The following is a 17,998-nucleotide window of genomic DNA, read 5'->3' on the forward strand; positions in this document are numbered from 1 at the left end:
GGGATAATGGGGCTATGGCCGAGCAGCGACGGGAACAGGACCGTGACCCGTGGGAGGAGTTCGACCGGCTCGAGCCGGCCGCGGAGGACCGCGTGGGCGGCTACCCGGGCGGTGAGCCCCACGGCTTCGGCTTCCGCACCGGGGTGCGCAGCGCACGCGTGGCCTTCGGCTTCGCCGTCTATGCCCTTGTCCTCGGCAGCGTGCTGGTCCTTCTCGGGACGATCTACTTCATCGGCCACGGGCAGTGGCTGTGGCTCGGGCTGATGGCCGTGATCGAGAGCTGCTTCGTCCTCGCGTTCATCCGCCTTGTGGCCCAGGCACGCCAGCGCCGCTCAGGAGGCCGGCCCGACGCGTAAATGATTCCATGACGCGCAAAAAGGCTGGCGCGGCGGGTATGCCCCTCGCGTCAGCCCGTATACGCGTCGACAGGACATTGGCGCCGCGCCGGCTAGAGCCAGCCCTTGCGTTTGAAAATGGCGTACATGAGCGTTGCCGTGCCCGCCATCATGACGAGCGCCATCGGGTAGCCGAAGGTCCAATGCAGCTCCGGCATCCGTTCGAAGTTCATGCCGTACACACCGGCGACAAAGGACGGTGCGAAGAAGATGGCGGCCCAGGAAGAGATCTTTTTGACCTGCTCGTTTTGTTCCGCACTGGCTTCGTTCTGGCGGTTCGCCGTCAGCGTGCCGTCCAGGGTGAGCGCGTTCTGCAGCAGGTCGCGGAAGGAATCGGCGCGGGAAATCAGCCGCTCCACGTGGTCCTCGACGTCGCGGAGGCTGTGCTGCAGTTCCGTGTCCACCTGGTACTTCTCGAAGCCCCGCCGGAGCTGCTGCATCATGGCCGGCAACGGGTGGATGGCCCGCTGGAAATGGATGACCTCCCGGGCGAGCTCGTAGATGCGCCGGGAAACCAGCGGATCCCCGCTGAAGAGCTGGTCCTCGATCTCGTCGATGTCGTTCTCCAGCCCGGCCACCACTGGGACGTAATCATCCACCACCTGGTCCATCAGGGCGTAGAGAACCGCCTCGGGGCCGTGGCAGAGCAGGTCCGGGCGCCGCTCCAGCCGGCGCCGGACCTGGCCCACGACCGCCGTCTCGGCGTGCCGGACGGTCACCACGAAGTTCCGGCCGGTGAATACGTGCAGCTCACCGAACTCCACGGTCTCGGTCTCGTCGAGGTACCGGGCCGGCCGGAGTACGGTGAAGAGGTTGTCATCGTAGCGTTCCAGCTTGGGGCGCTGGTGCGCGGAGATCGCGTCTTCCACCGCCAGACCATGCAGGCCGAACTCCTCGGCGACGGCGGCCATTTCCTCTTCCGTCGGCCGGTACAGGCCGATCCAGGCCATGCCGCCGTGTTCGGTCAGGGTCTCAAAAGTCTGTTCCAGGTTGCGCGGCTCGGCACGCCGGACGCCGTCAACGTAGACGGCGTTGTCAATGATAGTCACGGGGACATTATCCAGTCTTTAGCTGTGGATCCGCGGCACCGGCCCGGCGCGAGGCCGACCGGCCGGGGGCAAGGGCGCTGCCCTGGGCAAGCCGGCTGATGAGCGGCTCGGTCCGGTACGGGATGTGGGTGTGCAGGGCCAGCACGGTCTCGGTCCGGATGACGCCCTTGATCCTCAGGATGGACCGCAGCGCCGCCTGGAGGTTGTGCGTGTCGGTCGCCACCACCCGGCACCAGACATCGCCGCGGCCGGAAATCTCGTGGACCTCCAGGACCTGGGGGATCAGGCGCAGGGCGCCCACCACGCCGTCGAGTTCGCGGTGGTTGACCTCGATCGTGACGAAGGCGACGACGTCGTACCCCACCGCCTCCAGGTCGATTTCCCGGCCGCCGTCGTGCAGCAGACCGGAGCGCAGCATCCGCCGGACCCGGGACTGCGCGGTGTTCCGCGCGATCCCGAGGGCGTCGCTGAGTTCGCCGATCTGGATCCGCGGGTCCTTGATAAGTTCGAGCAGAATCTTCAGATCGGTGGGGTCCAGACTGTTCAAATCATCACTCCGGTTCATACTTGTGGTCCGTGATTGACGGTTTTGATCAATTTTGGCACAGAACTTGGCTGGAACAGTCATTCGTGCCGCATTCTGTAGATATCAATCTTCACCGGGCCGGCGCCTCCCCACAGGGAACGCGTGCGGCCCGCTTCGATGCAGCAGGGGCACCGCTATGACCGTCTTCAGCGAACTTCGCATGCGCCCGGCCACGGCAGAACGCTGGGGCTGGGACGCTTCCGTCACCGCACGGCTGGTGATGGCCGGCGTCGTGATTTTCACGCTGCTGGTCGGCGCCAACCTGGCGACACCGCTGTACCCCCTGCTGCAGGCCAAACTTGGCATCACGGCCCTGGATGTCACGGTTGCCTTCTCCGCCTACGTCCTGGCGCTCGTGGCCACCCTCATCCTCGCCGGACACTGGTCGGATCACATCGGCCGGCGCGCTGCCCTGGTCCTGGCCGTGCTGGTAGGCCTCGCGGGGGGCTTCGTCTTCGCCACCGCCAACAGCCTGCTGGCGCTGTCCGCCGGCCGGGCGCTGCAGGGCGCCGCGGTTGCCCTGGCCACCGGTGCCAGTTCCGCGGCCCTGCGCGAGCTGCTGCCCAGCCGGCCCGAGTGGGCCTCGCGGTTTACGCTGCTGGCCTCCGCCGGCGGGGTGGCGGCGGGGCCGGCCATTGGCGGGGTGCTTTCCGTGCTTCCCGGGCCGACGTCCACGCCCTATTACCTGCACTCCGTAGTCCTGGCCGCCCTGCTGGTGCCGCTCTATCTGCTCAAGGCCAGGCCCGCCATCACCTCGGTCGCGGGTCCCCAGCCGCTGAAGGTCCTCGCACCCCGGCGCCCCTCCGTGTCGAGGGAGGCGCGGGGCGCGTTCTGGCTGGCCTCGGCGGTAGGGTTCCTCAGTTTTGCCGTCTTCGGATTCTGCCTCTCGCTGGCTCCCGGCTATTTCGCGCAGATTGTCCATGCGGACTCACGGCCGCTGATCGGTCTGCTCGCGGGACTGACCCTGGCGGCGTCGGCGCTGAGCCAGCTGCTGGCCGTACGCGGGCGCTTCGTGGTGCCCGTAGGTCTGTCCCTGCTCGCCGGTTCCGTGCTGCTGATCGCGGCAGCCGCGGCGTGGAGCAGCCCGTGGCTGCTGATTGCCGCCAGCATCACCGCGGGCCTGGGCCAGGGCGTCTCGTTCCGGACGGTCTTCAACGATGTGGCCGGCAAGGTGGAGGCGTCGCGCCACGCCCAGATCATCAGCACCGTCTACGTGATCACCTACCTCGGCAGCGCCTTCCCGGTGATCGGGCTGGGGCTGGCGGCCGGATACTTCGGCCTGCAGGCTGCCGTGGCGGGTTTTGTGGTGCTGTGCGCGCTCGTTGCCCTCGGCCTGGCGGCCGTCACGCTGCGCAGCGCCCTCCGGCAGCGGGCCTGAGCCCGCAGCCGGGCGGAAACCCCTAGTCCGGCAGCGGCCCGTGGTTGCCCTGGATGTGGTCGAACACCAGGGTGGTCTCGGTGTGGCCCACGACGGGGTCGGTGGCCAGGTTGTCCAGCACCCAGTCGCGCAGGTCCTCCGTTGTGGCGACGGCGATATGCAGCAGGTAGTCCACCGAACCCGAGGTGTGGAACGTGGACAGCACGGCGGGCAGCTTGGGGACCCGGGCCGTGAAACGGTCGATCTGTTCGCGGTCGTGGGCGCGCAGCCGGACGGCAATCAGCGCCTGCACCGAGCGGCCCACCGCGGCAAGGCTGAGCTTGGCCTCAAAACCCTGGATGATCCCGCGCTCGGACAGGGCCCTGGTGCGCATCAGTGCCGTGGACGGTGCGATCCCCACCAGTTCGGCCAGCTGCTTGTTGGAAATCCGGGCATCCGCGACCAGGGCCGCGAGCAGGCGCTCGTCAATGGCGTCCAGGGGTTCGCCGGCTCCGGCTCCCGGCCGAACATTCTTCGTGGTGCTGCTCACGGATCCTCCTTGATGTGTTGTGAGTTCATCATAAACGCCACTATCTGACAGTTCCATTCAGAACCCTTGTAAAACGCCGAATTATTGCCAGATACTTACCGCATTCAATGGTGAATATTCATAAGGAGTAACGGTGCTTTCTCAAGACTCGCTGGCGGTCCACGCCGGCCGGAACGGCCTCACGGAACTCGGCGTCCACGCCGTCCCGATCGACCTGTCCACCACGGCGCCGCTGCCCTCCGTCCACGACGGCGGCCTCGCCTACGAACAGATGGCCACCGGCGGCCCGCACCTGGACGGGCAGAGCACGGTCTACCAGCGGCTCTGGAACCCGACCGTCGCCCGCTTCGAAGACGGCGTCGCCCTGCTTGAGGCCACTGAAGAAGCCGTCGCCTTCGCCACCGGCATGGCCGCCCTGAGCGCGGTGCTGCTCGCCGTCGTCGCCACCGGGAAGAAGCATGTGGTGGCGGTCCGGCCGCTCTACGGAGGCAGCGACCACCTGCTGGCCTCCGGGGTGCTGGGCACCGAGGTCACTTTCACCACGCCCGACGGCATCGGCGCGGCACTGCGCCCCGACACCGGGCTCGTCATCCTGGAGACGCCGGCGAACCCGAGCCTGGAGCTCGTCGACATCGCCGCCGCGGCGGCTGCGGCGGACGGCGTGCCGCTTTTGGTGGACAACACCTTCGCCACTCCCGTCCTCCAGCAGCCGTACCGGCACGGTGCGGCCATGGTGCTGCACAGCGCCACTAAGTTCTTCGGCGGCCACGGCGACGCCATGGGCGGCGTCGTCGCCGTTTCCCCGGAATGGGCCGTCCGGCTCCGGCAGATCCGGGCCATCACCGGCGGCATCCTCACGCCATGGCCGGCGTACCTGCTGCACCGGGGCCTGGCGACCCTGCCGGTCCGGGTGCGGGCGCAGCAGGCCAGCGCCGAGAAGGTCGCGGCCGCCCTGGCGGAGCACGGGCTGATCCGGCGGGTGTTCTATCCGGGCCTGCCGGAGTGCGATCCGCGCGGCCTGGTCGGCACCCAGATGGCGGGCCCGGGCTCGCTGCTGGCGTTCGAGCTGGCCAGTGCCGAACATGCCGAGCGCATTCCGGCAGCCGTCAGCATGATCACGCACGCCGTCTCGCTGGGCGGCATTGACACCCTGATCCAGCACCCCGCGGGCCTGACCCACCGGCCGGTCGCCGCGGAGGCCAAGCCGCACGCCAGCCTGCTCCGGGTTTCCGTGGGGCTGGAGGACCCGGCGGACATTGTCGCCGATCTTGTGCAGGCCCTCGAGGCGACCCGCTAGCGCGCCGCGCTCCGCCCTGGGGATGCGCTCGGGGCGACGGCGCCGCCCGCGCCGGCGGGATGCACGACGGCGGTGATCACCGCCGTCGTGCAGGCCAGGCCCATCACGGCGAGGGCGAGGGCGGTCCAGCCCAAGGACTGGAACAGCGGGCCGCCGGCCCAGCCGATGACGCTGGATCCCAGGTAGTAGGCGAGGTTGTAGAGCGAGGCTGCCTGCGCGCGGCCCGTGCTCGCGATCACCCCGGTCCAGCCGGAGCCGATGCTGTGGGCCGCGAAGAAACCGCCGGTGAACAGCAACAGCCCGGCCAGGATCAGGACCAGGAGCTCGGTCAGGGTCAGCGCGAGCCCGGCGACCATAAGGACCGTGCCCGCCACCAGCACGCTGCGCCGGCCGAAGCGCAGCGTCAGCCCGGCGGCCCAGCGGGCGGAGACGGTGCCGGAGAGATAGGCCAGGAAGATCAGGCTGATCAGGGTGGCCGGCAGGCTGAAAGGTTCGCCGGACAGCCGGAAACCGAGGTAGTTGTAGACCGCCACGAAGCCGCCCATCAGCAGGAACGCCTGGACGTAGATGGCCAGCAGCCGCGGGTTCCGGCCGTGGCCGGCGAGGGTTGCGAGGGCGCCGCGGAAGCCGCTGGCGGCCGCGGCGGTGAAATTCCGTGCCGGCGGCACCAGCACCAGGAACAGGACGGCGGCGGACGTCGCCATCACGGACACGGCCAGTGCTGCGGCCCGCCAGCCCCACAGCTCGCCCACCGGACCGGCCACGAGCCTGCCCGCCAGCCCGCCGAGGGTGGTGCCTGCGACGTAGGTACCGGCCGCCAGGGCGGCGTGGGCCTTGTTCACTTCCTCGTTCAGGTAGGCGATGGCGATGGCCGGGATGCCGCCCAGTGCCATGCCCTCGAGCATCCGCAGGCCCAGCAGGACCGGGAAGCTGGGTGCCAGCGGGGCCAGCAGCCCCAGGACGGTGGCCGCGGAGATGCCCCAGGCCATGGCACGCACCCGGCCGATCCGGTCGGCCAAAAAGGACCACGGCAGGACCGTCGCGGCCAGGCCAACGGTGGCCAGGGAGATGGTCAGGGCCGCCTCGGCGGCCGTCACCTGCAAATCGGCGGCGATGATCGGCAGCACGGCCTGGGTTGAATAGAGCTGGGCGAAGGTCGCGACGCCGGCGAAGGCCAGGCCGGCGAGGATCCGGCGGTAAGCCGCCGAGCCTTTGGGATGGCCCGCCCACGCGGTAACCCGGCCGCCGGCTGCGGGGCTGCCGTCCGCCGCGGTGCCCGCATCAGCTGCGGTACCCGCATCAGCTGGGGTACCGGGCTCGGTTGCGGGATTGCGGAGGGGGAGGCGGGGCATGTCCCCAGAATAGGTCCCGGAAAGACATGCTTCCAATGCATGTTTCTCATAGAATGCATGGCAAATGCGGAACGATTGAGAGGGTTGGCCATGGACGTTGAGCACAAGCAGCTCGTCCAGCTGTTGCCGCTGCTGCCCCTGCTGGCCGAGCTGGGGCGGACCCAGCACATCACCGCCACGGCCGAGGTGCTGGGACTGCCCCAGTCGACGGTGAGCCGTGGGATTGCGCGGGCCAGCGGCATCATCGGGACGGAACTGCTGATCCGGGACGGACGCGGCGTGCGGCTGACCCCCGCGGCCAAGGCGCTCCTCCCGCACATTGAGGCCGCACTGGGCGAATTCCAGACCGGGCTGGACCTGGTCCGCCACGAGTCGGAGGTGGTGCGCGGCCGGATCGCGGTGTCGTTCCAGCACACCTTCGGCGAGGCGATGCTGCCGCTGCTGATCAGTGCCTTCCGCAGCCGGCATCCGCAGCCGGCTTTCGACCTCAGCCAGGGTGCGCGGGACGGCTGCCTGGCCGAACTGGCCGCCGGGGACGCGGACCTGGCACTCACCGCCCCGATCGCGGCGCCGAGCCGGCTGATCTCCTCGGCTGCCCTGTACCGGGAACCGCTGCGGCTGGTGGTCCACCACCGGCACCCGCTCGCCCGGCGTCGTCGTGCCCGCCTCGCGGAGATCCGTCAGGACCCGTTCGTGGCGATGGGCCCCGGCTACGGCATGCGCTCGCTGACGGACGCACTGTTCCGGGAAGCCGGATTCAGGCCCCGCATCGCCTTCGAAAGCCAGGACTCCCACACGGCCAGGGGGCTCGTCTCGGCGGGGCTGGGTGTAAGCATCCTGCCGCCCGGCGGACTGGCCCCCGGACGCCACACCCCGGGGCAGTCCGGCGACCTGGGCTGGGTGGAACTGGCGCTCGACTCCGGCCTTGCGTTCCGGGAGATCGGCCTGGCCTGGCGGGAACGGCGCGGGGGAGCGGACGCCGAGCCGGACCCGGTGCGGCTGTTCCGCGAGCTGGTGCTTAGCGAGGGCCCGGCGCTCCTGGCCGGCTTTGTCCGCGGACGCTCGGGCACCTGAGCCGGACGGAACCCGCGCACGCACCGTCGTCGCCGTTCTTCGCTCGCGGGTTCCGTCCGGGCTCGACGTCTCCACACGGCGAGTCCGCAGCGACGCCGCGAGCGGGCAGGCCCGCCCGCGCCGCTCAGCCCAACAGGCCCGGCAAGACCTCCGCGACGGAGGCGGCGCGCGCCTGCTGCCAGCCGGTTCCGGCCCAGAGGTTCAGCCGCTCCGCATCCCCGACGGCGGCGGCGGCCGCGCGCAGCGGGGCAGTGAGGTGGTGCACCGCCGGGTAGGCCTCCGGCGCGTCCGGGTGGTCCCGGACGAACTCGTTGACCAGCGCCCGGGCCGGCCGTCCGGTGAAAGCCCTGGTCAGGGCCGTCCGGGTGAAGTGCGGGCTGGCCAGGGCGTCCTTGTGCAACTGCCGGGCGCCGCTCTCCTCCGTGCGCAGCAAGGCCGTGCCCAGCTGGGCTGCCTGTGCGCCCGCGGCCAGCACCCGGTCCACGCCGGCGGCGTCCATGATCCCGCCGGCCGCGACGAGGGGGAGCGCGACGGCGGAGCGCACCGCCGCAATCAGCTCCGCCGTCGTGGCCGGCGCGGCGGAACCCGGATCGCCTGACACGGGCAGGAACGCCGCGCTGTGGCCCCCGGCGCACGCATGCTGCACCACCAGGGCATCCACGCCCTGTTCGGCCGCCTGCCGGGCCTCGGCCGCGGTGGTGACCGTGGCCAGTACCGCCGACCCCGCCCGCTGCAGGGCGTGGACTACGTCCGCGCCGGGGAGGCCGAAGGTGAAACTGACCAGCTCCACCGGATCCGCCAGCAGGGCCTCGACTTTGGCCTGCCACGCGTCGTCGTCATCGAGCCGCAAAGTCGGGAGCTCCACACCGTAGCGCAGGGCGTCTGCGCGCAGCTGCAGCCGGTATGCCTCGAGCTCGGCCACGGTGGGCGCGGAGGGCGCCAGCTGGGCCGGGTCCGGGACGAAGACATTCATGCCGAACCGCGCACCGGACTCGCGGACGGCGCGGATGTCCGCCAGCATGGCAGCAACGCTCTTATAGCCCGCGGCCAGGAAGCCCAGACCGCCGGCCTCGTGCACGGCCGTGACGAAGGCCGGAGTTGAAGTCCCGCCGGCCATCGGCGCGGCGATAATGCGGGTACCGAAGATATCGCGGGACATTGCTCGCTCCTGTCGGTGATTCAGTAGGCTGTTCCGGTGACTCATTCTGACATCCCCACCCCGCCGGACGCCGTTTCCGCCGCCGCGCATGCCACTACATCCGGCGCCGTGATCGGACTCGACATCGGCGGCACCAAGACCCGCGGGGTCCGGTTCGAGGCCGGCACGCCCGTGGCCGACGAGTCCGTGGGCAGCGCGAACGTCCAGAACGTCACTCCCGGGGAAGCCGCCCGGAACCTTGCGGAGCTCTTCGCCCGCATTGGCGGCGGTGACGTCGCCCAGGTCTACGCCGGAGCCGGCGGCATCGACACCGACGACGACGCCGCGGCCCTCGCCGCGCTGATCGCCCCGCACGTGCCCGGCGCCAAGATCACCGTCGTGCACGACTCACGGCTCCTGCTGGCAGCCGGGGGGGCCAGCACCGGCGTCGCCGTGATCGCCGGAACCGGCTCGGCCGCGTGGGGCAAGAACAGCCGCGGACAGGAAGCCCGGGCCGGCGGCTGGGGCTATCTGCTCGGCGACGAAGGCAGCGGCTACTGGCTGGGTCGCGAGGCCGTGCGGCACAGCCTGCGCCGGATGAACCAGGGGCTGGAACCGGATGAACTTACCAGGGCCCTGCTGGATTCCTGCGGGGTGGGCCACCCGAACAAGCTCATTGCGTTGTTCCACTCACCCGAGACCGGACGCCGCTTCTGGGCCCAGCGCGCCCGGCTCGTCGTGGAGGCGGCGGACGCCGGCCATGAGCCGAGCCGGGAGCTGATAGACCAGGCCGGCCGCGACCTCGCCGCCATGGCCGAGCAGACCGTGAGGCAGCTCGGCATCGAGGGCCCGGTCATCCTGGGCAGCGGGCTCGGCATGAACGTGCCGCGGCTGCAGGAATCGTTCCGCGCTGCCCTGGCCGCGGCCGGGATCACCGACGTCCGGGTGCTGCAGCAGGAACCCGTGTTTGGGGTGCTCCAGCTCGTCGCCGAGCAGGGCTAGCGGCAGCCGCAGCGGCGGGAACCTAGGACGGAGTCACTGCCGGCGTCGCGGCCGCAGCGGCACCCCCGGCAACGGCGGCGCCGGGATGCGGCCGGCTTCGGATCCGGCGTCGGGACCATGTCCGCGCACCAGCCCGAACCGTGCCCGCGACGCGTCGTCGTCGGAGAGCCCGGCCTGGGCTTCCCAGTCCAGCCGTGACTGCTCCACCTCTTCGTGGCTGCGGCCGACGAAGTTCCACCACATCAGCAGCTCCTCCTCGAACGGCTCGCCGCCCAGCAACAGGAAACGGGTACCCGGAGCAGCGTCCAGGTCCAGGCGGCTGCGCCCGGAGCCGAGGTAGCCCAGCGGGCCCGGCCGCACCTCCTGGCCGTCCAGGGCCAGGGCGCCGTCGAGCACCAGCACGGCGTGCTCGAACTCCGGCCGCAGCGGCAGGCTGATGCTTCCGGTGCAGCTGATGTCGGCGCCAACGATCGGGGAGTACACAGTGGCCGGCGAGGTGGTGCCCGCCAGGGTCCCCACCATGACGGTTGCACTGAAGCCGTCGCCGCGGACCACGGGCAGCTCGCGGTGCTGCTCGAAGGCCGGTGCGCGGTGCCGTTCGGAGTCCGGCAGCGCGACCCACAACTGCAGCCCGCGCTGCACGGGCAGTTCCGGTGTCGGCCCGCCCGGAACCCCGTTCACGGGGAGCACCGCGAATTCGGAGTGAGAAACGCCGCGGCCCGCCGTCATGATGTTCAGTTCGCCCGGGCGGACGATCACGTCACTGCCCACGCTGTCCCGGTGCCGGATGTTGCCGGCCAGCGGCCAGGTGACAGTCTGCAACCCCGTGTGCGGGTGCGGCAGCACGGACATGGCCACCCGGTCCGGTCCGAAGCTGTCCAGGAAGCACCACGCGCCTACCGTCGGCAGCCCGCGCTGCGGCAAGGTCCGCGAGACGTTCATGGCGCGCACGCCGCCCAGCGGAACCTCCCTGGCCGGCCACAACTGCAGGCACGGGCCGCTGGCGGTCCCCTCCACGCTGTGGGCGGCGGGGCAGACTTCTTCGGGCGGAAGGACTTCGAGGTTGGTCACACTCAAACTTTAGGGCCGAACCCGGAGATCCGGCAGGGCCCGCGCTGCGCCGTTACGCTGGAGCAATGACCCTGCCATTCGATACCCGCCCGGCTGCCTACGGACTGATCCTCCGGGATGACTGCCTCCTGCTCGCGTACTGGAAGCAGGGCGGCAAGGAGGGCTGGACCCTGCCGGGTGGCGGTCTGGATCTCGCCGAGCACCCCGTGGACGGGTGCCGCCGGGAGATCTACGAGGAGACCGGCTACCACGCTGAGATCGGCGCCATGCTGGGGATCGACGTCGGGCATTGGCCCGCCGAGAGCCGGCTCGACGGCGGCCACCGCGACTTCCAGTCCCTGCGGCTGGTCTATGAAGCGAGCATCACCGGCGGGGAACTGCGGCATGAGGTAGGCGGCAGCACCACGCACGCGGCCTGGATCCCGCTGGCCGAGGTGGCGGGCCTGAACCGGGTCTCACTGGTCGATGCCGCGCTCCGGCTGTACCGCGAGCGACCGCTGGACGGGAAGCTCGCCTGAGAAATCCCTAGCCAGCCGCGGCGCGGCCGGTTACCCTAGAGAAACCGCGGCCGGGAAGGCCGCCCGATGAGCCCAGCTGTGGGCCAGATAGCCGGGGAGGTGGAAGCAATGAAAGCAACGGAACTGCGCGCGCAGCGCACACCCCAAAGCCCCATCATTATTCCTGCCCCGGCAGTCCACACCTCCTAGCCCTTACAGCTGACCGGTCTCTCCAGACCGGCGGGCAATGCGCAGCCGGGCCCATCAAAGGGTTTCCATTGAATCTTCAGTTCAGTCACCACTCCGGCCTCCAGGGGCCGGCCCGTTTCGGTTTCACCGAGGCCGTCACGGAACTTTTCGCCGCCAATCCCGTCCCCGGCGGCACCAGAGCCGGGCGGGTGGTCCGGGTGGACCGCAACCTCGTGCTGGTCGCGGACCATGCCGGCCAGGCACAGCTGCCCTACCCGCGGACCGGGCCCATCCCGGCCACCGGCGACTGGGTCTGGCTCGGCAGCAACCCGGTGGGCGAACCAGCCATCGTGGGCGTGCTGCCGCGCCGCTCAGAGCTGAGCCGCAAGCGCGCCTTCGAGGCATCCTCCGAAGCGCAGGTGCTCGGCGCCAACATGGACATCGTCGGCGTCGTGGTGCCGGTGGACCGTCCGCTCACGCACAACAGGCTCGAACGGACACTCGTCGCGGCCTGGGATTCCGGCGCCACCCCGCTGGTGGTGATCACCAAGGCAGACCTCGCTGAGGTGGCGGACGACGTCGTCGGGCAGGTCATGCTGCAGGCCGCCGGCGTCGACGTGGTCACCACCTCCGCCGAGCAGGGCGATTGACTCGATGACTTGCTGGCTCATCTGCCGACCGGCGGGACCATCGTGCTGCTGGGCCCCTCGGGCGCCGGGAAGTCCACCCTGATCAATGCCCTCGTCGGGTTCGAGGCGCAGGAAACGGGTGCGGTCCGGGCCGGTGACGGCAAGGGCCGGCACACCACGACGTCCCGGGAGCTGGTGCCACTGCCCGGCGGCTCGGTGTTGATGGACACGCCCGGGGTGCGCGGCTTTGGCCTGTTCGATGCCGGGGACGGCATGGACGAGATGTTCGGCGATCTCGAGGAGGTCTTCACCCGGTGCCGGTTCACCGACTGCGCGCACGGCCGCGAACCCGGCTGCGCCGTGCAGGCCGCGCTCGCGGAGGGCGCCCTGGACGAGCGCCGCTGGGCAAGCTACCTCAAGATGCAGCGCGAAGTGGCGGCCCTGGCCCGGCGCCACGACGCCGCCGCCCGACGGGCGTACCAGCGGGAGTGGCATCAGAAGGTGGTGGTGGCCAGCCGGAGCCAGCGGGCGGCCGAGCGGCTCAGCCACGACCATCCCCGCAGGGGAAAAGACAACGGAAAAGGCCACGGTAAGGGCAGCGGCCGGGCGACGTGACACAGTGCCGGTCCCGGACCAGCGCGGGGTCCGGGACCGGGCCTGAACCCGCGCCCATCCAAATCCCGCCCGGCGCCGAATGCCAACGGTAGCCCCGGCGCCGCCGACGTTATCGGGCCCGTTTCTTTGATTCTGTGCTCCGACATCGCCGGCGGTGGCAGCTACGCTGGGTCATACCCGCTTTACAGCCAAAAATCAGCATGCATATGATCAGTTGGCTGGACCGTCCCATGTTGCCGCCAACAGTTAGGTAAGCCCGGAATGGCAGAGGCCATGATCGAGTTCCAGAGCGTCACCAAGCAGTACCAGGGCGGCCAGGCCGCCGTCGACGATCTGAGCATGTCTATCGACAAGGGCGCCATCACGGTCTTCGTCGGCCCCTCGGGCTGCGGCAAGACCACCTCGCTGCGGATGATCAACCGCATGGTCGAGCCGACCTCGGGCACCATCACCGTCAACGGGCAGGACGTCACCTCCGTGCCCGCCGCGCAGCTGCGCCGTTCCATGGGCTACGTCATGCAGTCCTCCGGGCTGATGCCGCACCGGTCCGTGCTGGACAACATCGCCACCGTCCCGCGGCTCAACGGCGTGTCCAAGGCGGCATCCCGCAAGCGCGCGGCGGAGCTGCTCGACGTCGTCGGCCTCGCCTCCGGCCTCGGCCGCCGCTACCCCTCACAGCTTTCGGGCGGCCAGCAACAGCGCGTGGGAGTGGCCCGTGCCCTCGCCGCAGATCCGCCCGTGCTGCTCATGGACGAACCTTTCAGCGCGGTGGATCCCGTGGTGCGCGATGAACTGCAAAAGGAACTGCTCCGCCTGCAGCGCGACCTGGCCAAAACCATCGTGTTCGTCACCCACGACATCGACGAGGCCACGGTGCTCGGGGACAAGGTGGCCGTCTTCGCCGGCGGCGGCAAGCTGGCGCAGTACGCGACGCCGGAAGAGATCCTGCGGGCCCCGGCGAACGACTTCGTCGCGTCCTTCGTGGGCCGCGACCGAGGCTTCCGGCACCTCGCCTTCAGCCCCTCCGACGGCGTCACGATCCACCCGGTCGACACCGTCCGCGCCGACGCCCTCGGCAGTGACGGCGGCCCCGGAGCGGGCGAGTGGCAGCTCGTGGTCGACGCCGACAACCGGCCGCTGGGCTGGAGCGCGCCGGGCGCCGGAGCGGCGACCGTCCCGGGCGGTTCCCTCTTCCACAAGGGCGAGACCCTGCGCCGCGCGCTGGACGCGGCCCTGTCCTCGCCGTCCGGACTCGGCGTCGCTGTCGACGCCGACGGCCGGGTGGCCGGTGTGATCACGGCGGAAGAAGTGCTCGCCGTGATCGAAGCGGACCGCCGGGTCCGGCAGGGCGTGCGCTGATGCAATGGTTCCTGGCCAACAGCGGGCAGGTCTTCAGCCTCGCCGGCCAGCACCTCGTCCTGGCGATCCTGCCGATGCTCTTCGGCCTGCTGATTTCGATCCCGCTGGCCCAGCTTGCCAGGCAGAACCGGACCCTGCGCACCGTGGTCCTGACCGCGTCCTCGCTGCTTTACACCATCCCGTCGCTGGCTCTCTTCATCATCCTGCCGACCGTGCTGGGGACCAGGATCCTTGACCCGGTCAACGTCGTGGTGGCCCTGACCATCTACGCCGTCGCGCTCCTGGTCCGGGCCGCCCTGGACGCGTTTGACTCCGTGGACGAGGACCTGCAGCAGGCCGCCGTCGCCATGGGCTTCAAACCCCTGGCACGGTTCCTGCAGATCGACCTGCCGCTGTCCCTGCCGGTGCTGTTCGCCGGGCTCCGCGTGGTCTCGGTCAGCAACATCTCCCTGGTCAGCGTCGCCGCCCTGCTGGGCATCGGCAACCTGGGCATGCTCTTCACCTCCGGGCTGCAGCGCGACTTCGTCACCGAGGTGATGGTGGGCATCATTGCGATCCTGGTGCTGGCATTGCTGATGGACTCCGTTTTGGTCCTGCTCGAACGCCTCCTGACCCCGTGGACCCGGGCAGGCGCCGGGAAAACCGGGAAGCCCGGGGAGCCGGCCGCGGCCCGGCGGCTGTCCGATTCCACGGCTGGGGCGTCCGCATGAGCAACGTCATCACCGACACCGCCGCGTGGCTCGCCGACCCGGACAACTGGTCCGGCAGCACCGGCATTCCGGTTCGCCTGGCCGAGCACCTGCAGTACACCGGCCTCGTGATGCTGATTGCGACCGCCATCGCCGTCCCGATCGGCCTCTACGTCGGCCACACCGGCCGCGGCCGGGTGGCCGTGGTGGCCCTCGCCGGGGCCCTGCGCGCCCTGCCGACCCTGGGCCTGCTGACGCTCTTCGTCCTGCTGGCCGGGATCGGGCTGATGCCTCCGGTCTGGGCGCTGGTGATCCTGACCGTGCCGCCGTTGCTGGCCGGGACCTACGCGGGAATCTCCAGCGTGGACCGGAACGTCGTGGACGCCGCCCGGGCCATGGGCATGACCGAACTCCAGGTGCTCTTCCGGGCCGAGTTCCCCAACGCGCTTCCGGTGATGTTCGGCGGGTTCCGCACCGGTGTCCTCCAGGTGATCGCCACGGTCTCGGTGGTCGCGTACATCAACCTGGGCGGCCTGGGCCGCTACCTCTTCGACGGCCTGGTGCTCTCCGACTTCCCGCAGATGCTCGGCGGCTCGCTGCTCATCGCGGGACTCGCCATCGCCGTCGACCTTGTCCTCGTCCTATTCCAGCGGCTCTTCCTGTCCCGTGGGGCCGCCAACAAGCCAAACCGGAGCCAGCAGGCCGCGGTTGATCTCACAGACCCCGCACCGGCGGAGACTGTTGTCCAAGGAGGTACGTCATGAAAGAAAACCGCCAACGAGCCCTCGGCAGGCGCGCATTCGGCGGCCTCGCCGCCGGCGTCGGCCTGGCCCTGGCCCTGTCCGCCTGCGGAGGCTCGTCCAACCCGCTGTCCTCGGCACCCGCGAGCGGCGGTTCCTCCGGGGGAGCCGGCGGCGCCCTCGTGATCGGTTCGGCCGACTTCACCGAGAGCCAGATCATCGCGGAGCTCTACGCCGGGGCACTCAACGCCGCCGGCGTCACCGCCACCACCAAGCCGAACATCGGTTCCCGCGAGGTCTACTTCAAGGCCGTGCAGGACGGCTCCGTGGACGTGATCCCGGACTACAGCGGAAACCTGCTGCTGCACGTCAACAAGGACGCCACCGAGATCTCCGCCGACGACATTGCCAAGGCACTGCCGGGCAAGCTTCCCGACGGCCTGGCCGTGCTGGACGCCGCCAAGGCCGAGGACAAGGATGCCATGGTGGTCACCAAGGCCACCGCCGAGAAGTACAAGCTGAAGTCCATCGAGGACCTGGCCAAGGTCTGCAACGAGATCGTGGTCGGCGCCCCCGCAACGTTCGCCGAGCGCGCCTACGGGCTGCCCGGCCTGAAGAAGAACTACAACTGCGAGCCCAAGAAGCTGGAACCCTTCAGCGACGGCGGCGGCCCCGTCACGGTCAAGGCCCTGCTTTCGGACCAGGTCCAGGTGGCCGACATCTACACCACCACCCCGGCCATCGCGGACAACGACCTGGTGGTGCTGGAGGACCCGAAGAACAACTTCATCGCCCAGCAGGTCCTGCCGCTGTACAACAAGGCCAAGATGACCGACAAGGCGAAGGAGGCGCTCAACGCCGTCTCCAAGCTGCTCACCACTGAGGACCTGATCAACCTCAACCGGGCGGTCGGCGGCAGCGAGAAGCAGAACCCGAAGGACGCCGCGGCAGCGTGGCTCAAGGACAAGGGCCTGGTCAAGTAGACCGGAGCTTTTGAGCGTTCGACGGCGGCCGCCGGATCCGGAACCCCCGGACCCGGCGGCCGCCGTCGCTACGCCGCCGTCGTTGCGCCGCTCGGTGCCAGGCGGCCCCGGGGAGCCCGTGTGACGCGGACTTCCGCTGTGAGACAAGTCTCAGGGGAAGTACATCCGCCATATGGCATATTTGATGAATGGCAGAATTCAAGCAGTCCACCAAGCTTCATAATGTCCTCTACGACATCCGTGGACCGATTCTTCAGGCCGCCCAGCAGATGGAGGCAGAGGGTCACCGCATCCTCAAACTGAACATCGGAAACCCGGCCCCGTTCGGGTTTGAAGCGCCGGACGCGATCCTGGTGGACATGATCCGCCACCTGCCGCACGCCCAGGGCTACAGCGATTCCCGAGGCATTTTCTCCGCCCGCACCGCCGTCTCGCAGTACTACCAGACCCGCGGCATCCAGAACATCCACGTCGACGACATCTACCTGGGCAACGGAGTCAGCGAGCTCATCACCATGTCGCTGATGGCCCTGCTGGACGACGGCGACGAGGTCCTCATTCCCACCCCGGACTATCCGCTCTGGACGGCGTCGGTGGCCCTGGCCAGCGGGAAGCCTGTGCATTACCTCTGCGACGAGGAATCCGGCTGGCAGCCGGACCTGGACGACCTCGAAGCGAAGATCACGCCGCGCACCAAGGGCATCGTGGTGATCAACCCCAACAACCCCACCGGCGCTGTCTACCCGGAGGAAACGCTCAAGAAGATCGTGGCCCTGGCCGAAAAGCACGGCCTCGTGCTGTTCGCCGACGAGATCTACGAGAAGATCCTCTACGAGGACGCCGTCCACGTGAACATGGCCAGCCTCACCGGCGACGACGTGCTCTGCCTGACCTTCAGCGGGCTGTCCAAGGCCTACCGCGTCTGCGGCTACCGGGCCGGCTGGATGGCCATCTCGGGTCCGAAGAAGGACGCTGCGGACTACCTTGAAGGCATCAACCTGCTCGCCAACATGCGGCTGTGCGCTAACGTGCCGGCGCAGCATGCGATCCAGACGGCACTCGGCGGATACCAGAGCATCAACGACCTGATCCTGCCCGGCGGCCGTCTGCTGGAGCAGCGGAACAAGGCCTACGACATGCTCAACGCCATCCCGGGCGTCAGCACGCAGCAGGCCCGCGGGGCGATGTACCTGTTCCCGCGCCTGGACCCCGAGGTCTACCACATCCGCGACGACGAGAAGTTCGTCCTGGACCTGCTGCGCCAGCAGAAGATCCTCGTCTCCCACGGCCGCGCCTTCAATTGGGTCCGGCCGGACCACTTCCGAATGGTGACCCTGCCGAACGTCAAGGACCTCGAGGAAGCGATCAACCGCATGGCGGACTTCCTGAGCCGGTACCAGGGCAACTAGGATTCGGGACAGCAGCG

17 protein-coding genes and 1 pseudogene are annotated in these 17,998 nt (G+C 69.6%); 12 read left to right on the forward strand and 6 right to left on the reverse strand.

Translation table 11 applies throughout. The annotated features are described in order from the left end of the window. Positions 1-14: 14 nt before the first annotated feature. Positions 15-356, forward strand: coding sequence for a hypothetical protein (locus tag AC1DB8_RS03320; protein ID WP_476892161.1), 342 nt, complete (start codon positions 15-17; stop codon positions 354-356). Positions 357-448: 92 nt separating this feature from the next. On the opposite strand, the gene corA is transcribed toward AC1DB8_RS03320, so the two are convergent. Beyond that, a complete protein-coding gene (corA, locus tag AC1DB8_RS03325; protein ID WP_441417115.1) occupies positions 449-1,444 on the reverse strand; it encodes a magnesium/cobalt transporter CorA in 996 nt (331 codons plus the stop codon). A gap of 7 nt (positions 1,445-1,451) precedes the next feature. Then, complete coding sequence (locus tag AC1DB8_RS03330; RefSeq protein ID WP_476892162.1) at positions 1,452-1,991, reverse strand: Lrp/AsnC family transcriptional regulator; 540 nt, start codon at positions 1,989-1,991, stop codon at positions 1,452-1,454. A gap of 175 nt (positions 1,992-2,166) precedes the next feature. Here AC1DB8_RS03330 and AC1DB8_RS03335 point away from each other — a divergent pair, with 175 nt between their 5' ends. Further along, positions 2,167-3,408 (forward strand): MFS transporter, encoded by a 1,242-nt coding sequence (locus AC1DB8_RS03335; RefSeq protein ID WP_441417117.1) that lies wholly within the window; start codon positions 2,167-2,169, stop codon positions 3,406-3,408. 22 nt (positions 3,409-3,430) lie between these two features. Here the strand turns inward: AC1DB8_RS03335 and AC1DB8_RS03340 are convergent, their stop codons facing one another. After that, on the reverse strand, positions 3,431-3,937 hold the full coding sequence (locus AC1DB8_RS03340) for an Lrp/AsnC family transcriptional regulator (protein ID WP_175321256.1): 507 nt from the start codon (positions 3,935-3,937) through the stop codon (positions 3,431-3,433). Positions 3,938-4,070: 133 nt separating this feature from the next. Here AC1DB8_RS03340 and AC1DB8_RS03345 point away from each other — a divergent pair, with 133 nt between their 5' ends. Continuing rightward, entirely contained in the window at positions 4,071-5,234 is a 1,164-nt protein-coding gene (locus tag AC1DB8_RS03345; protein WP_476892163.1) for a trans-sulfuration enzyme family protein, read from the forward strand. Here the strand turns inward: AC1DB8_RS03345 and AC1DB8_RS03350 are convergent. Further along, positions 5,231-6,586: an MFS transporter gene (locus AC1DB8_RS03350; RefSeq protein ID WP_476892164.1), complete on the reverse strand. Its 1,356-nt coding sequence runs from the start codon at positions 6,584-6,586 to the stop codon at positions 5,231-5,233. The genes AC1DB8_RS03345 and AC1DB8_RS03350 overlap by 4 nt on opposite strands. 90 nt (positions 6,587-6,676) lie before the next feature. On the opposite strand from AC1DB8_RS03350, the gene AC1DB8_RS03355 reads away from it, so the two are divergent. Beyond that, the gene (locus AC1DB8_RS03355; protein WP_476892165.1) at positions 6,677-7,660 is read left to right on the forward strand and encodes a LysR family transcriptional regulator; all 984 of its coding nucleotides are present in this window, start codon (positions 6,677-6,679) and stop codon (positions 7,658-7,660) included. Between the two features lie 124 nt (positions 7,661-7,784). Here the strand turns inward: AC1DB8_RS03355 and AC1DB8_RS03360 are convergent, their stop codons facing one another. Next, positions 7,785-8,819, reverse strand: coding sequence for a nitronate monooxygenase (locus AC1DB8_RS03360; RefSeq protein ID WP_476892166.1), 1,035 nt, complete (start codon positions 8,817-8,819; stop codon positions 7,785-7,787). 51 nt (positions 8,820-8,870) lie between these two features. On the opposite strand from AC1DB8_RS03360, the gene AC1DB8_RS03365 reads away from it, so the two are divergent. After that, complete coding sequence (locus AC1DB8_RS03365) at positions 8,871-9,800, forward strand: N-acetylglucosamine kinase (protein ID WP_476892292.1); 930 nt, start codon at positions 8,871-8,873, stop codon at positions 9,798-9,800. 33 nt (positions 9,801-9,833) lie between these two features. Here the strand turns inward: AC1DB8_RS03365 and AC1DB8_RS03370 are convergent, their stop codons facing one another. After that, the gene (locus AC1DB8_RS03370) at positions 9,834-10,871 is read right to left on the reverse strand and encodes a pirin family protein (protein WP_476892167.1); all 1,038 of its coding nucleotides are present in this window, start codon (positions 10,869-10,871) and stop codon (positions 9,834-9,836) included. A 65-nt stretch (positions 10,872-10,936) separates the two neighbouring features. Between AC1DB8_RS03370 and AC1DB8_RS03375 the strand changes: the two genes are divergently transcribed. The 7 genes and pseudogenes from AC1DB8_RS03375 (at position 10,937) to AC1DB8_RS03405 (ending at position 17,981) form a co-directional block, all read left to right on the forward strand. After that, positions 10,937-11,389: an NUDIX hydrolase gene (locus AC1DB8_RS03375; protein WP_175321262.1), complete on the forward strand. Its 453-nt coding sequence runs from the start codon at positions 10,937-10,939 to the stop codon at positions 11,387-11,389. A 242-nt stretch (positions 11,390-11,631) separates the two neighbouring features. Beyond that, a pseudogene (gene rsgA, locus AC1DB8_RS03380) lies at positions 11,632-12,801 on the forward strand (ribosome small subunit-dependent GTPase A). Positions 12,802-13,062: 261 nt separating this feature from the next. Then, entirely contained in the window at positions 13,063-14,160 is a 1,098-nt protein-coding gene (locus tag AC1DB8_RS03385) for an ABC transporter ATP-binding protein (protein ID WP_476892168.1), read from the forward strand. Beyond that, the gene (locus tag AC1DB8_RS03390) at positions 14,160-14,870 is read left to right on the forward strand and encodes an ABC transporter permease (protein WP_441417125.1); all 711 of its coding nucleotides are present in this window, start codon (positions 14,160-14,162) and stop codon (positions 14,868-14,870) included. Before AC1DB8_RS03385 ends, AC1DB8_RS03390 begins: the two co-directional genes overlap by 1 nt. Then, positions 14,867-15,613: an ABC transporter permease gene (locus tag AC1DB8_RS03395; protein WP_441417126.1), complete on the forward strand. Its 747-nt coding sequence runs from the start codon at positions 14,867-14,869 to the stop codon at positions 15,611-15,613. Before AC1DB8_RS03390 ends, AC1DB8_RS03395 begins: the two co-directional genes overlap by 4 nt. Continuing rightward, complete coding sequence (locus tag AC1DB8_RS03400; protein ID WP_441417127.1) at positions 15,610-16,572, forward strand: ABC transporter substrate-binding protein; 963 nt, start codon at positions 15,610-15,612, stop codon at positions 16,570-16,572. Before AC1DB8_RS03395 ends, AC1DB8_RS03400 begins: the two co-directional genes overlap by 4 nt. A 188-nt stretch (positions 16,573-16,760) precedes the next feature. Then, a complete protein-coding gene (locus AC1DB8_RS03405) occupies positions 16,761-17,981 on the forward strand; it encodes a pyridoxal phosphate-dependent aminotransferase (protein ID WP_175321266.1) in 1,221 nt (406 codons plus the stop codon). Positions 17,982-17,998: the final 17 nt, after the last annotated feature.

It is taken from the genome of Arthrobacter sp. 10N410 (assembly GCF_056394945.1).

What these genes read in the sequence shown, in the direction of transcription:
- AC1DB8_RS03320 (WP_476892161.1), top strand. Translation starts at nt 15, where the DNA reads ATGGCCGAGCAGCGACGGGAACAGGACCGTGACCCGTGGGAGGAGTTC.
- AC1DB8_RS03335 (WP_441417117.1), top strand. Translation starts at nt 2,167, where the DNA reads ATGACCGTCTTCAGCGAACTTCGCATGCGCCCGGCCACGGCAGAACGC.
- AC1DB8_RS03350 (WP_476892164.1), bottom strand. Translation starts at nt 6,586, where the DNA reads ATGCCCCGCCTCCCCCTCCGCAATCCCGCAACCGAGCCCGGTACCCCA.
- AC1DB8_RS03355 (WP_476892165.1), top strand. Translation starts at nt 6,677, where the DNA reads ATGGACGTTGAGCACAAGCAGCTCGTCCAGCTGTTGCCGCTGCTGCCC.
- AC1DB8_RS03360 (WP_476892166.1), bottom strand. Translation starts at nt 8,819, where the DNA reads ATGTCCCGCGATATCTTCGGTACCCGCATTATCGCCGCGCCGATGGCC.
- AC1DB8_RS03375 (WP_175321262.1), top strand. Translation starts at nt 10,937, where the DNA reads ATGACCCTGCCATTCGATACCCGCCCGGCTGCCTACGGACTGATCCTC.
- AC1DB8_RS03385 (WP_476892168.1), top strand. Translation starts at nt 13,063, where the DNA reads ATGGCAGAGGCCATGATCGAGTTCCAGAGCGTCACCAAGCAGTACCAG.
- AC1DB8_RS03390 (WP_441417125.1), top strand. Translation starts at nt 14,160, where the DNA reads ATGCAATGGTTCCTGGCCAACAGCGGGCAGGTCTTCAGCCTCGCCGGC.
- AC1DB8_RS03395 (WP_441417126.1), top strand. Translation starts at nt 14,867, where the DNA reads ATGAGCAACGTCATCACCGACACCGCCGCGTGGCTCGCCGACCCGGAC.
- AC1DB8_RS03400 (WP_441417127.1), top strand. Translation starts at nt 15,610, where the DNA reads ATGAAAGAAAACCGCCAACGAGCCCTCGGCAGGCGCGCATTCGGCGGC.
- AC1DB8_RS03405 (WP_175321266.1), top strand. Translation starts at nt 16,761, where the DNA reads ATGGCAGAATTCAAGCAGTCCACCAAGCTTCATAATGTCCTCTACGAC.